General features: G+C 53.8%; 16 protein-coding genes. 4 read left to right on the top strand and 12 right to left on the bottom strand.

Going from position 1 to position 14,307, the window contains the following annotated elements; genetic code table 11:
- Positions 1 to 17: 17 nt before the first annotated feature.
- Genes QQZ17_RS06730 through QQZ17_RS06720 form a run of 3 tightly spaced genes read right to left on the bottom strand, consistent with a single transcriptional unit; the run spans position 18 to position 2,535 of the window.
- Positions 18 to 830, bottom strand: coding sequence for a MetQ/NlpA family ABC transporter substrate-binding protein (locus QQZ17_RS06730; RefSeq protein ID WP_046480434.1), 813 nt, complete (start codon positions 828 to 830; stop codon positions 18 to 20).
- A gap of 21 nt (positions 831 to 851) precedes the next feature.
- Positions 852 to 1,520 carry a methionine ABC transporter permease gene (locus QQZ17_RS06725; protein WP_152404871.1) on the bottom strand — a complete coding sequence of 223 codons (669 nt, stop codon included), beginning with the start codon at positions 1,518 to 1,520 and terminating at the stop codon, positions 852 to 854.
- Positions 1,513 to 2,535 (bottom strand): methionine ABC transporter ATP-binding protein, encoded by a 1,023-nt coding sequence (locus QQZ17_RS06720; RefSeq protein WP_152404872.1) that lies wholly within the window; start codon positions 2,533 to 2,535, stop codon positions 1,513 to 1,515. Before QQZ17_RS06720 ends, QQZ17_RS06725 begins: the two co-directional genes overlap by 8 nt.
- A 285-nt stretch (positions 2,536 to 2,820) precedes the next feature.
- On the opposite strand from QQZ17_RS06720, the gene ynhH reads away from it, so the two are divergent.
- The 3 genes from ynhH to lpp all read left to right on the top strand — a co-directional run bounded on the left by ynhH (position 2,821) and on the right by lpp (position 5,017).
- Entirely contained in the window at positions 2,821 to 3,051 is a 231-nt protein-coding gene (gene ynhH / locus QQZ17_RS26375) for a protein YnhH (RefSeq protein WP_442548511.1), read from the top strand.
- A gap of 7 nt (positions 3,052 to 3,058) precedes the next feature.
- Entirely contained in the window at positions 3,059 to 4,471 is a 1,413-nt protein-coding gene (gene pykF / locus QQZ17_RS06715) for a pyruvate kinase PykF (RefSeq protein WP_152404873.1), read from the top strand.
- A 309-nt stretch (positions 4,472 to 4,780) separates the two neighbouring features.
- Positions 4,781 to 5,017 carry a murein lipoprotein Lpp gene (gene lpp, locus QQZ17_RS06710; RefSeq protein WP_001082307.1) on the top strand — a complete coding sequence of 79 codons (237 nt, stop codon included), beginning with the start codon at positions 4,781 to 4,783 and terminating at the stop codon, positions 5,015 to 5,017.
- Positions 5,018 to 5,085: 68 nt separating this feature from the next.
- Here the strand turns inward: lpp and ldtE are convergent, their stop codons facing one another.
- The 8 genes from ldtE to QQZ17_RS06670 all read right to left on the bottom strand — a co-directional run bounded on the left by ldtE (position 5,086) and on the right by QQZ17_RS06670 (position 13,041).
- Entirely contained in the window at positions 5,086 to 6,081 is a 996-nt protein-coding gene (ldtE, locus tag QQZ17_RS06705) for a L,D-transpeptidase LdtE (protein ID WP_152404874.1), read from the bottom strand.
- A gap of 98 nt (positions 6,082 to 6,179) precedes the next feature.
- Positions 6,180 to 6,596 (bottom strand): cysteine desulfuration protein SufE, encoded by a 417-nt coding sequence (gene sufE / locus QQZ17_RS06700; protein ID WP_152404875.1) that lies wholly within the window; start codon positions 6,594 to 6,596, stop codon positions 6,180 to 6,182.
- Between the two features lie 12 nt (positions 6,597 to 6,608).
- Positions 6,609 to 7,829, bottom strand: a complete 1,221-nt coding sequence (gene sufS / locus QQZ17_RS06695; RefSeq protein ID WP_152404876.1) for a cysteine desulfurase SufS — start codon at positions 7,827 to 7,829, stop codon at positions 6,609 to 6,611.
- Positions 7,826 to 9,097 carry a Fe-S cluster assembly protein SufD gene (sufD, locus tag QQZ17_RS06690; protein ID WP_152404877.1) on the bottom strand — a complete coding sequence of 424 codons (1,272 nt, stop codon included), beginning with the start codon at positions 9,095 to 9,097 and terminating at the stop codon, positions 7,826 to 7,828. Before sufD ends, sufS begins: the two co-directional genes overlap by 4 nt.
- On the bottom strand, positions 9,072 to 9,818 hold the full coding sequence (sufC, locus tag QQZ17_RS06685; RefSeq protein WP_152404878.1) for a Fe-S cluster assembly ATPase SufC: 747 nt from the start codon (positions 9,816 to 9,818) through the stop codon (positions 9,072 to 9,074). Before sufC ends, sufD begins: the two co-directional genes overlap by 26 nt.
- Positions 9,819 to 9,827: 9 nt before the next feature.
- Positions 9,828 to 11,315, bottom strand: a complete 1,488-nt coding sequence (sufB, locus tag QQZ17_RS06680) for a Fe-S cluster assembly protein SufB (RefSeq protein ID WP_152404879.1) — start codon at positions 11,313 to 11,315, stop codon at positions 9,828 to 9,830.
- A gap of 8 nt (positions 11,316 to 11,323) precedes the next feature.
- On the bottom strand, positions 11,324 to 11,692 hold the full coding sequence (gene sufA, locus QQZ17_RS06675; protein ID WP_152404880.1) for a Fe-S cluster assembly scaffold SufA: 369 nt from the start codon (positions 11,690 to 11,692) through the stop codon (positions 11,324 to 11,326).
- A 473-nt stretch (positions 11,693 to 12,165) separates the two neighbouring features.
- On the bottom strand, positions 12,166 to 13,041 hold the full coding sequence (locus tag QQZ17_RS06670; RefSeq protein WP_152404881.1) for a LysR family transcriptional regulator: 876 nt from the start codon (positions 13,039 to 13,041) through the stop codon (positions 12,166 to 12,168).
- A 124-nt stretch (positions 13,042 to 13,165) separates the two neighbouring features.
- On the opposite strand from QQZ17_RS06670, the gene QQZ17_RS06665 reads away from it, so the two are divergent.
- Positions 13,166 to 14,017: a Vmh family MBL fold metallo-hydrolase gene (locus QQZ17_RS06665; protein ID WP_152404882.1), complete on the top strand. Its 852-nt coding sequence runs from the start codon at positions 13,166 to 13,168 to the stop codon at positions 14,015 to 14,017.
- Between the two features lie 70 nt (positions 14,018 to 14,087).
- Here the strand turns inward: QQZ17_RS06665 and QQZ17_RS06660 are convergent, their stop codons facing one another.
- Positions 14,088 to 14,276, bottom strand: a complete 189-nt coding sequence (locus QQZ17_RS06660; RefSeq protein ID WP_042320056.1) for a YdiH family protein — start codon at positions 14,274 to 14,276, stop codon at positions 14,088 to 14,090.
- Between the last annotated feature and the right edge of the window lie 31 nt (positions 14,277 to 14,307).

The raw sequence follows: 14,307 nt of genomic DNA, 5'->3' as shown, positions 1-14,307 counted from the left end.
ACCCGGCAGAAAACGGATCAGTTATTCACCGGGATGACCGCGCCTTTGTATTTGGTGCGGATCCAGTCCTGAATCTCTTTTGAGTGCAGGACGTCAACCAGCGCGACAATATCCTTTTTCTTCTCATCGCCACGATGAACGGTAATGATGTTGGCATATGGGTTGTTCTCACCGCTTTCCACGGCGATCGGATCGTGTACCGGATCCAGACCGGCGTCGATGGCGTAGTTGGCGTTAATCACCACCGCATCACCTTCATCGTTGTTGTACATCTGCGGCAGCAGCGCGGCTTCAACGTTAGGCAGGAACTTCAGCTTCTTCGGGTTTTCCACGATGTCGCTGATACGCGCGCTGACTTTATCCACGCCCGGCTTCAGTTTAATCACGCCCTCTTTCTCGAAGATAGACAGGATGCGCCCTTCTTCCGACACCGCATCACGCATGATGATTTTGCCGCCTTCCGGCAGATCCTTCAGCGATTTGACCTTTTTCGAATAAATGCCGATAGGTTCAATGTGGATTGCCCCCGCACTGACGAAATCGTAGGTTTTATCCCCGGCATGATCTTTCAGCACGCTGTTCAGATAGGGAATATGCTGGAAGTAGTTGGCGTCAATTTCACGGCCCGCCAGCGCGGTGTTTGGCAGGATGTAGTCCTGGAACGGTTTAATCTCCAGATCGATCCCCTGTTTCGCCAGAATCGGTTTGGCCTGCTCAAGAATTTCGGCATGCGGCACGTTGGACGCGCCCACGGTCAGCGTGTCCGCCCAGGAGGCGAAGCTCAGGGCACTTAAGGTGGCTGCTGCGAGAAGTGTCAGTGATTTTTTCATAATAATGGTTTCCGTATTTTATTAGCGTTTATCTAACAGAGAAGTGATCACATCGCCGCAGAACTGGATAATGAAGACAATAACCAGAATGGTCACCGTCGCCACCAGCGTGACGTCGTTGTGGTTGCGCTGGAATCCTTCCAGATAAGCCAGATTCCCTAAACCACCTGCCCCGATCACCCCGGCCATCGCGCTGTAACTGACCAGCGCAATCAGCGTCACGGTGATACCGGACACCAGAGCGGGTGACGATTCAGGTAACAAAACCCGAAAAATTAAGGTGTTGAGACGAGCGCCCATAGAACGCGTCGCTTCAATGACGCCCTTATCCACTTCACGCAGGGCTATCTCAACCAGACGTGCATAGAATGGCGCAGCACCGACAATCAGCGCCGGTAATGCGGCGTTGGCGCCAAGAATGGTGCCGACCAGCGCTTTGGTAAACGGGATCAGCAGGACTATCAAAATGATGAACGGGATCGAGCGGAAAATGTTCACCACCAGAGAAATGCCGCTGTACAGCGCGCGGTTCTGGAACAGTCCACCGCGGGCGGTCAGGAACAGCGCCAGTCCGAGGATGATACCGAGCACAAAGGTGGCGACGCCGGAGAGCGCGGTCATATAGAGCGTCTCCTGGGTGGCCGCAAAAAGTTGATCCCATTTCAGATGGGGAAACAGTTCCTCAGCCATGTTGAATCACCTCACCGTCAATGCCGCTTTTTTGCAGGTCGTCCAGAATGTTATTGAGTTGCTCTTGTGAAGCCACCACGTGCAGCCACAGCTGACCGAACACGCCGTGCGCCGTCTGGGTCATTTTGCCGTGCAGGATATTTAATGGCAGGCCGTAGCGAAGCGTGAGTTCACCGACGATCGGCTGATGCGTATTGTGACCCGTAAACGTTAACTTAATCACCGTGCCGCCCAGTTCGCGCGCCAGCTGCAAATCAAATGCCTCTTCGTCGGCATACTGCCCCACCTGGCGGACAAACTGGCGGGTAATCGGCTGTTGCGGATGGGTGAAAACGCTCAACACGTCGCCTTCTTCCACTACCTGACCGTTTTCCATCACCGCCACGCGATCGCAGATTTTGCGCACCACATGCATTTCATGGGTGATCAGCACGATCGTCAGTTGGAAGCGACGATTAATGTCGAGCAGCAGTTCAAGAATTTGATCGGTCGTCTGGGGATCCAGCGCTGATGTGGCTTCGTCACACAGCAACACATCCGGGCTGTTCGCCAGCGCACGCGCAATCCCCACGCGCTGTTTTTGTCCGCCGCTCAACTGTGACGGATACGCATTTTCGCGCCCCGTCAGCCCCACCAGCTCAATCAGTTCCGCCACGCGCGCCTGAATTTTCGCCTTCGGCGCGCCAGCGATTTGCATGGAAAAGGCGATGTTTTCGCGCACGGTGCGCGACCACAGCAGATTGAAATGCTGAAATACCATACTGATTTTCAGGCGCGCCTGGCGCAGCGATTCGCCGCGGGCGGCGGAAATCTCGTGACCGTTGATGGTCACGCTGCCCGCCGTCGGCTTTTCCAGCCCGTTAAGCAGACGAATCAGGGTGCTTTTCCCGGCACCGCTGTAGCCAATGATCCCGTAAATCTGCCCCTGCTCCACGGTCAAATTGACGTTATCAACCGCGGTAATGGATAGCCGGCCTGGCGTAAACACTTTTGTAATATTTTTCAGGACAATCATGTCGTTTGGGTATCCGCTGCTGCTTATTGTTATCCTGCCAGCGCTTTCAGCTATTTAGCAGTATGGATGTCCAAACGAGTGTAATCAGGGTGATTTAGATTTGAAATGATTTAAAAGTCATTTGATATAACGCTAAGGAATAAGTCTGGTTGCGCAACAGTGCCTGGTTTTTGCGTTTGCGCAATTGGCAGACACGACTTGTTTAATAACAATTTGTTGTGTAACTGCCTGGATGTATTCTGAAACACTGTTTCCATTTTCCTTTTGCGTAAATTTCAGCGTATAATGCGTGACAATTGTCACTTGAATGGTTTCAGCACATTGACCTGTCATACTCAGAGACTACAAAACGTCCCTTTTTGTCGGGCTGAAATACGAGCACACATTCCTCTGCACGCTCTATCGATGTCACCTATCCTTAGTGCGAGGCATCACAACTTTCGTAATACAGGTTTAACTTCCAGGCAGGGCGTCCCGGAAGTCGGCTTTCCATATCCTTCTCAACTTAAAGACTAAGACTGTCATGAAAAAGACGAAAATTGTTTGCACCATCGGTCCGAAAACCGAATCTGAAGAGATGTTAACCAAAATGCTGGACGCGGGCATGAACGTCATGCGTCTGAACTTCTCTCACGGTGATTATGCAGAACACGGTCAGCGTATCCAGAACCTGCGCAACGTGATGAGTAAAACCGGCAAAAAAGCCGCAATCCTGCTCGACACCAAAGGTCCGGAAATCCGTACCATTAAACTGGAAGGCGGCAACGACGTTTCCCTGAAAGCAGGTCAAACTTTTACGTTCACCACGGACAAATCCGTCGTTGGTAACAACGAAATCGTGGCGGTCACCTACGAAGGTTTCACCTCCGATCTGTCTGTTGGTAACACCGTACTGGTCGACGATGGTCTGATCGGTATGGAAGTCACCGCGATCGAAGGCAACAAAGTGATCTGTAAAGTGCTGAACAATGGCGACCTCGGCGAAAACAAAGGCGTTAACCTGCCTGGCGTCTCTATCGCCCTGCCGGCGCTGGCTGAAAAAGACAAACAGGATCTGATTTTTGGTTGCGAACAAGGCGTTGACTTTGTTGCGGCGTCCTTTATCCGTAAGCGCTCTGACGTAGTTGAAATCCGTGAGCATCTGAAAGCGCACGGCGGCGAGAAGATCCAGATCATCTCCAAAATTGAAAACCAGGAAGGCCTGAACAACTTCGACGAAATCCTCGAAGCGTCTGACGGTATCATGGTCGCGCGTGGCGACCTTGGCGTTGAAATCCCGGTTGAAGAAGTTATCTTCGCGCAGAAGATGATGATCGAAAAATGTATCCGCGCGCGTAAAGTCGTTATCACGGCTACGCAGATGCTGGATTCAATGATCAAAAACCCGCGTCCGACTCGTGCTGAAGCAGGCGACGTGGCGAACGCCATCCTCGATGGCACCGATGCGGTTATGCTGTCTGGCGAATCCGCAAAAGGCAAATACCCGCTGGAAGCCGTCACCATTATGGCGACCATCTGTGAACGCACCGACCGCGTGATGACCAGCCGTCTGGACTTCAACAACGACAGCCGCAAACTGCGCATCACCGAAGCCGTCTGCCGCGGTGCAGTGGAAACGGCTGAAAAACTGGAAGCGCCGCTGATCGTCGTTGCTACTCAGGGCGGTAAATCTGCTCGCGCAGTCCGTAAATACTTCCCGGACGCGACTATTCTCGCACTGACCACCAACGAAGTGACTGCTCGTCAGCTGGTACTGTGCAAAGGCGTTGTGCCTCATCTGGTGAAAGAAATCGCCTCTACCGATGATTTCTACCGTCTGGGTAAAGACGTTGCTCAACAGAGCGGTCTGGCGCAGAAAGGCGACGTTGTGGTGATGGTTTCCGGTGCTCTGGTACCGAGCGGCACCACTAACACGGCATCTGTTCACGTACTGTAATAATTCCCGTGTGAATTAATTCGATTAAAAAAGCGCCCTCGTGGCGCTTTTTTTATTTTTCCAATAGCTACTATTAATAAAAAAGCAAATCGGATTGAGCTATCTAATTACAGATTATCTAAGACGAATCCGATGGAAGCCGCCTGTTTTCACTCAGTTTTTTAGCCGTTTTTGCACATTTCGATGCTTCTTTGAGCGAACGATCAAAAATAAGCGCCTTCTCATCAAAAAAATATTCTCAACATAAAAAACTTTGTGTAATACTTGTAACGCTACATGGAGATTAACTCAATCTAGAGGGTATTAATAATGAATCGTACTAAACTGGTACTGGGCGCGGTAATCCTGGGTTCTACTCTGCTGGCTGGTTGCTCCAGCAACGCTAAAATCGATCAGCTGTCTTCTGACGTTCAGACTCTGAACGCTAAAGTTGACCAGCTGAGCAACGACGTGAACGCAATGCGTTCCGACGTTCAGGCTGCTAAAGACGACGCAGCTCGCGCTAACCAGCGTCTGGACAACCAGGCTACTAAATACCGTAAGTAATAGTACCTGTGTAATAGAAATGGCGCACATTGTGCGCCATTTTTTTTGCCTCTCGTTTTAGCTTCCCACTACTGCGTCTGCATCTCTTCCTGTACTGAACCGTTCTGCGCTGACTGAACAGCCGGTGTTGCCACAACGGCTGGCGTTTGCCCGGCGGACACGGCCACCGGATATCCCGCCCGGCGATACAGCGCTTTCTCTACCAGACCGTCATCCACCTCTTTCGTCGCCTTAAACTGGCTGAACCCAGCTGGCAGCACATACGGCATCGTCTGCACGTTTTGCTCTTCTTCCGGCGACAGCGGTCGATGAACCTCAACGTAGCGCAGGCCGTTCGGCTCTACGGAATATTTCACCGGCTCGTTAATCACTTTCACCGGCGTTCCCGGTCTGACCTGAGTGAACAGCGCTTTGATGTCCGGGGCGTTCATCCGGATACACCCTGAACTGACGCGCAGACCGACGCTGTCAGGCTGGCTGGTGCCATGAATGAGATACTCGCCATTACCGTGCGCCAGACGCAGTGCAAAGAGCCCCAGCGGGTTATTGGGTCCAGCGGGGACCACCGGCGGTAACGTAACGCCACGCTCCAGAGAGCGCTTACGAATGCCTGCTGTCGGCGTCCAGGTGGGATTTGGGATTTTCTGCCCAACGCGGGTTTCCATCACCGGCGTTTCCAGTCCCTGCAAGCCGATACCGATCGGATACACCTGGACGATATTTTCTCCAGGCGGATAGTAATACAGCCGCAACTCAGCCAGATTGACAATAATACCTTCACGCGGCGCATCGGGCAGCAGAAGCTGTGACGGGATCGTGACCAGCGTGCCCGGCTTTGGCACAGGAGCAATGGTATTATTCGCCTCCAGAATGAGCATGGCGGCAGTATCAAAACGACGGGCAATCGCCTGAAGGTTTTTATCGCCTTCCTGCACCGTGTACGTTTGATTCTGCCCAACAAGACGACTGCCTGCTGGCGGTAAGGGATAATCTACCGCCCAGGCGGCCGGTAAGGCGCTGTAAGCGCCGATAAGCATTAGAGTAATAAGAGACGCGCGTTTCATACCCAACCTCCTGTATTCACTGGCATGGCCAGAATGCTGATAATCCTGTAAGACAGCCTGGCTGCCTTACCTAACAGGATGAAAGCTGTCTATTGAGTTTAGCTAAGAGTTGCTGCTTTGGTACGGATCGCGCGAATCATCGCTTCCAGACCCTGTGAACGAGACGGGGTGAGATGCTGCGCGAGCGCCATTTGTTCAAACCACGGTCGCACATCAAAATTCACGATATCCTGAGCCGTCATCTGGTGATACAGAATGAAGACGACCGCAATCAGTCCTTTCACAATGGCAGCATCACTGTCGCCCTGCAGTTCAATAACGCCTTGCGCATTCTGGCGCATCACTATCCAGACCTGACTCTGACATCCCTGAATCGTATTTTCAGGGCAGCGATCCGCGGCGGATATCTCCGGCAGTCGCTGTCCCAGTTCAATGATGTACAGATACTTCTCTTCCCAATTAGCGCAACGCTGAAAATTACGCAACAATTTTTCTTTATCCGGCAGCGCGGCCATAGTGCCTCCCTGTTATCCCAGTAAGCGATGAATACGTTGCAACCCCGTCACCAGGCGATCCACTTCTTCATGGGTGTTATACATTGCCAGCGACGCCCGACACATGGCCGGCACCTGATAAAATGCCATCAGCGGCATTGCGCAGTGGTGTCCGGTCCGCACGGCGATCCCGTAATTATCGAGAAAGCTGCCGACGTCATAAGCGTGATGTTTCCCGAGATTAAAGGCAATCACGCCAAGCCGGTCAGTCGGACCATACAGCGTGAGATCCGGCACCGTCGTCAGTTGCTCCAGCGCATAGTGCATCAGGTTCTGTTCGTACTCGCCAATCGCCTCCAGCCCCAGCGCTGAAACATATTCCAGCGCCGCACCAAAACCGATAATTCCGCCGGTATTCGGCGTCCCCGCTTCGAAGCGCCACGGCGCTTTCGTCCAGGTGGTGCCCTGCGTCAGGCTGACAGTGGCGATCATCGACCCTCCCCCTTCCCACGGCGGCATCTGTTGCAACAACGCCTCTTTGACGTAGAGCACGCCAATACCGGTCGGACCATACAGCTTGTGGCCCGAGAAGACGTAAAAATCGCAGTCCAGCGCCTGAACGTCTACCGGGTGGTGCATCACCGCCTGCGCACCGTCCACCAGCACCTTCGCGCCATGCTGATGCGCCAGCGCGGTCATTTCGGCGATCGGGTTTTCAGTGCCCAGCACGTTTGAGACGTGAGTGATCGCCAGCAGTCGGGTTTTCTCATCAAACAGGGTGGGCAGGACTTCCTGTTGCAATGTGCCGTCGGCGTTCAGCGGGATCACCCGCAGCTCGGCCCCCACGCGCGCGCACAGCATCTGCCACGGCACAATGTTGGCATGGTGCTCCATCTCACTGATGATGATGTTATCGCCCGCATGCACGTTCTCTGGTCCCCAACTGTTGGCGACCAGGTTAATGCCCTCCGTCGTACCACGCACAAACACCAGTTCTTCCGCCGAGCGCGCGTTAATAAACAGCGATGCCAGCTTACGCACGTTTTCCATTTTTTCGGTCGCCTGGGCGCTGAGGGTGTGGATCCCCCGATGCACCGCCGCATAGCCGTGACGATAAAACTCGGCTTCTGCGTCAATCACCTGCGCCGGTTTTTGTGCGCTGGCGGCGCTGTCAAGATACGCCAGCGGCAGGCCGTTCACTTCACGCGTGAGGATGGGGAAATCCGCACGCACCTTGTCGATGGGAAATGTCATGCTACGCCTCCCGGCAGACGCTGACCGATCCGCGCCAGCACCTGGTGTTTCAGTACCTCGTCGCTCAACGCTTCCGTCAGTTCTGCGGCAAAGGCATAAAGGATCATCTGCTGCGCATCCCGCTGAGCTATCCCGCGCGAACGCAGGTAGAACATCTGCTCATCGTCAATGCGCCCTATCGTCGCTCCGTGGCTGCACTTCACGTCATCGGCGTAAATCTCCAGTTGTGGTTTGGTATCCACCTCCGCGAGCTTTCCGAGCAGCAGGTTGTTGTTCGTCATCTGCCCGTCCGTTTTGATCGCGTGTTGGGCAACGTTAATCAGCCCGTTAAACACCGCACGGCCCTTATCGCTGACGATCGTTTTATGCAGTTGTCGGCTGTTGCAGTAGCCTTTGTTGTGCTCAAGCCAGGTGCGGGTATCGCAGACCTCATTTTTCACCGGCATCGCCAGGCTGTTGATCCTGAGCGTCGTGTTCTCTCCGTTCAGTTGAGTACTGGTGTTATGACGCAGCACCGCATCGCCAAGCAGAAAACTGTGGCTGTGGGCCGAGGCATCCGCCGCCAGCAAAATATCGTTATGGGCGAAGTGATGGCTGAGCGGATTTTCAAACACCAGCTTGATGTGACGCAAGTGCGCGTTTGCCGCCACGTTCATGGTCAGGCGCGCGCCGGTGAAATGTCGGGCATCGTTCAGACTGACGTAATGTTCGATGATCGTCGCCTCCGCGCCTTCCGCCAGCTCAAGGTGATGGCGATAGTGCGCCGTGTTTACTTCCTCAGCGGATACGCCCTGGGTGATGTGCATCAGCACCAGCGGTTTTACCGGGCGCTGATTACGCTTAACGCGGATATGCGTTACGCCGCGCGCCAGGCCTTCAGTAAGATGCAAAAACACCTCTGGCTGTACCGCAGCCGGCAGGGTCTGGCGTTCATCGTTGATCGCCACCTCAAAGCCGCTGTTTTCCCAGTTGTCGCTAAGCGCCGGGCTGAACTGACCGTCAACAAACACCAGCCGCAGCGCCTCAACGTTGAGCGCTAACGCGTCGCGCTGCGCCGGGGTAACATCGGCGTTACGACTGACAAACAGACTGTTGGTGAGGCCTTCCAGCGGCGTATATTTCCAGTTCTCATGCTTGCGCGTCGGCAGCCCCAGGCGCAGAACCTGCTGGAGATGCTGTTGCGCCTGCTGTGAGCGCGTCTCGCCCTGCGCTTCAAACAGATGATGCCATTGTTGCAGCGCATTACTGCTGTTCGGTAAGCCAGCCATATCCCTGCTCCTCCAGTTGTTTGACCAGCGTGAAATCGCCAGACTTCACAATCCGCCCCTGATACAGGACGTGGACAAAATCAGGTTTGATATAGTCAAGAATACGCTGATAGTGGGTGACAATAATGAACGAGCGCTTACCGTCACGCAGTGAGTTGACGCCATCGGCAACCACTTTCAAGGCATCAATATCCAGCCCGGAATCCGACTCATCGAGAATACACAGTTCCGGCTCCAGCACCGCCATTTGCAGAATGTCATTACGCTTCTTCTCGCCACCGGAAAAACCGACGTTCACCGAGCGGGTTAGCAGATCTTCCGGCATCTTCAACAGCGCGATTTTCTCTTCCATCAGATCCTGAAAATCGAAGCGATCCAGCGATTCCTGTCCGCGATAAGTACGCACCGCATTGAGCGCCGTTTGTAGGAAAAACTGATTGCTGACGCCAGGGATTTCCACCGGATACTGGAAGGCCATAAAGATGCCTTCACCCGCTCTCTCTTCCGGCGCCAGGTCGAGCAGGTCTTTCCCTTTAAACATCACCGACCCGCCGGTGACTTCATAATCTTCACGCCCTGCCAGCGTCGCAGAGAGCGTACTTTTCCCGGAGCCGTTCGGTCCCATAATGGCATGCACTTCCCCTGGACGAACCTCAAGGCTCAACCCACGCAGGATCGCTTTCTCTTCCACACTGACCTGTAAATCTTTAATCGTTAACATGTTGCTTCCTTAACCGACGCTGTGTTCAAGGCTAATGGCTAATAATTTTTGCGCTTCAACGGCGAACTCCAGCGGCAACTCAGAGAACACGTCCTTACAGAAGCCGTTGACGATCATCGAGATCGCATCCTCTTCGCTGATGCCGCGCTGCAGGCAGTAGAACAGCTGATCTTCACCAATCCGCGAGGTGGTTGCTTCATGCTCCAGCTGCGCGCTGTTGTTCCGGCATTCGACATACGGGAAGGTATGCGCCCCGCAGTCGGCGCCAATCAGCATTGAGTCGCACTGGGTGAAGTTACGGGCATTGGTGGCCGTCGGCATAATTTTGACCAGACCACGATAGCTGTTCTGGCTGTGTCCGGCAGAGATCCCCTTTGAGATAATGGTCGACCGGGTGTTCTTGCCAATGTGGATCATCTTGGTGCCGGTATCCGCCTGCTGATGTCCGCTGGTCAGCGCCACCGAATAAAATTCGCCGATGGAGTTGTCGCCACGCAGAATGCAGCTTGGGTATTTCCAGGTAATTGCCGATCCGGTCTCTGACTGGGTCCACGACATTTTGCTGTTCTCACCCTCGCACAGCGCACGTTTGGTGACGAAGTTCAGAATACCGCCGGTGTTGTTATCGCCGGGGAACCAGTTCTGAACGGTGGAGTATTTCACCTCGGCGTCTTTGTGGATGATCACTTCCACTACCGCCGCGTGAAGCTGATAGCTGTCGCGCACCGGTGCTGAACAGCCTTCGATATAGCTCACATAGCTGCCTTCATCCGCTACCAGGATCGTGCGCTCAAACTGCCCGGTCTTCTCGGCGTTAATGCGAAAGTAGGTGGAAAGCTCCATCGGACAGCGCACGCCTTTCGGCACATAAATAAAGGTGCCATCAGAAGCGACCGCCGCATTTAGCGCGGCGAAGAAGTTATCGTTGCCGGGTACGACGGTGCCAAGATACTGTTTCACCAGTTCGGGATGATCGTGAATCGCTTCGCCGAACGAGCAGAATATGATCCCCTGCTCCGCCAGTTTTTCACGATAGGTGGTGGCAACAGAGACAGAGTCAAAGATGGCGTCAACTGCCACCTCACGGCCTTCGCGCACCGGTACACCGAGCTGTTCAAAGGCAGCCTCCACCTCTTTACTGAGGAAAGCATTCGCCCCGGTTTGCTGTACCGCTCCCGGTTCCGACACGCAGGTCTCATCACAATTCCCGCACGAGGGCGCGGAATAGTAGCTGTAGTCCTGATAATTCAGCTTCTCATAGTGCGCCTTTAACCAGTGCGGCTCCTGCATGTCGACCCAGGCCCTGTACGCATTGAGGCGAAACTCCAGCATCCACTCAGGTTCATTACGTTTGGCCGAAATGGCGCGTACCACCTCTTCGTTGATCCCTTTCGCCAGCTCATCCGTTTGCAGTTGGGTAAAGAAACCCTCCTTGTAATTCAGAGGGCCGCCGGTCCAGGTTTTGACATCGTCAGTTGCTTCAGTATTACGAGACATAGTACCGCCTATACCCCAAAGCTTTCGCCACAGCCGCATTCGTTCTGGGCCTTCGGGTTATGAAATTTGAATAACTGGTTTAATCCTTCGCGGACGTAATCCACTTCCGTGCCGTCGATGAATGGCATCGCCTGCAGCGGGACGTAGAGCTTCGCACCCTCAACCTCGAACAGCAGATCGTCTTTCTCCGGCTCGCTGACGGTATCCAGCACATAGCCAAAACCGGCGCATCCCGTCTGCTTAACGCCCAGGCGCACGCCCAGCATGCCAGGCTGCTTTGCGACCAGTTCGCGAATATGCGCTGCTGCCGCAGGGGTGAGCGTCAATCCGCGCCAGGCGAAATCGTCCGGATTAAATGTTCCTGAATGCAATTCCATAGGGTTACCTCGCATAATGAGCCATCAGGCTATAACACCATGTTAGTGATAACGATTCTCACTTCAACCCCTCAACAGCAGGGGCATTCTGGCGTTTCACCCTTTTTGACCACTTTTATTAAGCATAGACCCTGCCGCGCGGGTTAAGAGGAATGGATGAATTTGTTCAATGCATTGATTGATAATGACTTTAACGTTCATCATCGACCTGGCAGGTCAAAACAGTAAAGATGTATAGAAAATGACTATTTCAGGGATAGGAATAACATGAGGAGGGTGAAAGCACAGAAAAACAAAACCCTTAAGGTTGTCAGTAACAGCCTTAAGGGTTCCGGCCCCATCCGGCGCTTATCTCCGGCACTCACGATGGCTTAGCTCTTGAAGGGGCGATAAGAATAGTCTCATATTGCCGAAGGTCATTTTTAACACAAATTGCTATCCCGCACTTTTTTGTGGCGGATCAATTCCATGCGTTACGACATCGTTGCCTGGATTGCCTCCAGAAACAGCCGAAGCCCAACGGGCTGATGCTCACGGGAAAGATACAGACCGTACACGGCAAGGCGTCGGGGTTGCAGCATCGGCAGCAGGCGTACCAGTTGCCCCTGCGCGAGTCCTTCACGCGCTTCCTTTTCCGGCACCAGCGCGATCCCCATGCCTGCCAGCGCAGATTCGCACAGCAGAGACGAGATCCCGGCGCTCAGATTTCCCTTTATCGCCACCGAGGCCGCCTCGCCCCGTTCGTCGAGAAAATGCCACGATTTCCCGGCAAACCCACTGTAATACAGGCAGTTATGCTGAGCGAGATCCTCCAGCGTCTGCGGGATGCCGTGCTGGCGCAAATACGCCTCTGACGCACACAGAACCGATTCGCAGTCGCCGAGTCGGCGGGCAATCGTACCTGGCTCGGGGTTATCGGTAATACGAATCGCGACATCAATGCGTTCACCGACCAGACTGACCGGCTGATTGTTTATCTCAACTTCAATGCGCAATTCTGGATACCGTGCTAAAAAACCTGGCAGCACCGGCGCGAGAATGTGCATTGCCGTAAAGTGCGCACACGCGACGCGCAGCGTTCCGGTGGGAATCTCTGTCGCCGACGCCGCACCAATCGCCTGCGACAGCTGCGCCAGCGTTCGCGTCTTCACCAATGCCTCTTCTCCGGCTGGCGTAATCGTCAGCCTGCGCGATGAACGATGAATCAACCGCGCGCCTGCCCATTTCTCCATCTCATCAAGATAACGGCTCACCATCGGTCGGGAGAGTCCCAGTGCCCGCGCCGCCGCACTCAGGCTGCCTAAATCGCAGATATGATTGAATACCGTCGCCGCCATGACTCTGTCCATTGCTACCCCATCCGATCGTTTTATGAAACTCAGCATGTCCTGATACAGGAATTCTAACAGATCCAAATTTCCTTAAAATACAGGCCACACCCAGAACAATTTCATCTGCATAAGGTTATCCCTCATGAAAAGTAAACTGCTGACCCTGTTGTTGCCTGCTGTCGCCTCTCCACTGTTTGCCGCACCGCTGCAACTTGACGTCTATAACCCACAGGAAAACGCCATCTTCCCTGTTTCCTCAACGCTGGTATCCGGCCCGACGGAAGCGATATTGTTTGATGCGCAGTTCAGCACTAAAGACGGGGCAAAACTGGTGGAGATGATTAAATCCCGTGGCAAAACGCTGAAAGCCATCGTGATTACCTCCGGCGATCCAGATTTCTATTTTGGCCTGGAGCCGATTGTGAAGGCTTTTCCTGACGCGAAGGTACTGGCGACACCATCGGTCGTTGAGCATATTCGTGCCACCAAAGAGGCTAAGCTGCAGTATTGGGGACCACAGATGAAGGATGGCGCGCCAACGGCGCCGATCGTTCCGCAGACCACCGCTGAAACGCGTTTTAGCGTAGATGGTGAAACGCTGGAATTGCGTCATCCTAATGATTACGCGGCGTATGTCTGGGTACCGGCTAACCGGGCGATCCTCGGCGGCACGGGCGTGGCGGCAGGCATTCATGTCTGGACGGCTGACACCCAGACACCGGAGCAACGCGCATCATGGCGTAATATCCTGACTGAAATGCACAGCCTGCAACCAAAGCAGGTCATTCCCGGTCATTACCTTGGTCAACGCCCAGCAGGCGATGGCGCTATCCGCTTCACGCAGGATTACCTGCAATCGTTTGAACAGGCGCTGGCATCGAAACAAGGTTCGGCCTGGGTCATTAAGACGATGAACGCCGCGTGGCCAGGACTGGCAGATGAAAGCTCGCTGGAATTGAGCGCGAAAGTGAATTCGGGCGAGATGACGTGGTAGCACCGCTGCGTAAGGACCAAAAAAAACCCGACTCAGGTGTCGGGTTCTCTTTACGCTGACAATCACAGAATCAATGAACGCCAAGGCGCCAGGCAAAATAGATCTCTTCTTTTAACTCGGTGGAAGAGAGCGTCAGTAAATCGGTAAATTCGAGCTCAAGTTGTTTTAGTTTTTTAAGGTATTGGGCTGGAGAGAGCTCTGTTTTATCACGACGTAAAAACTCAATTGCCAGTTGGGCCGGGTCTAGTTGGCTAGTCATATCATCCTCGCTTATGGTCAAAACCTGCACA

The sequence above is a fragment of the Citrobacter sp. T1.2D-1 genome (assembly GCF_950098555.1).
Taxonomy (GTDB): Bacteria; Pseudomonadota; Gammaproteobacteria; order Enterobacterales; family Enterobacteriaceae; genus Citrobacter_A; species Citrobacter_A telavivensis.
The sequence above is the reverse complement of the archived record's forward strand: the minus strand, read 5'-3'. Positions and strand labels throughout refer to the sequence as shown.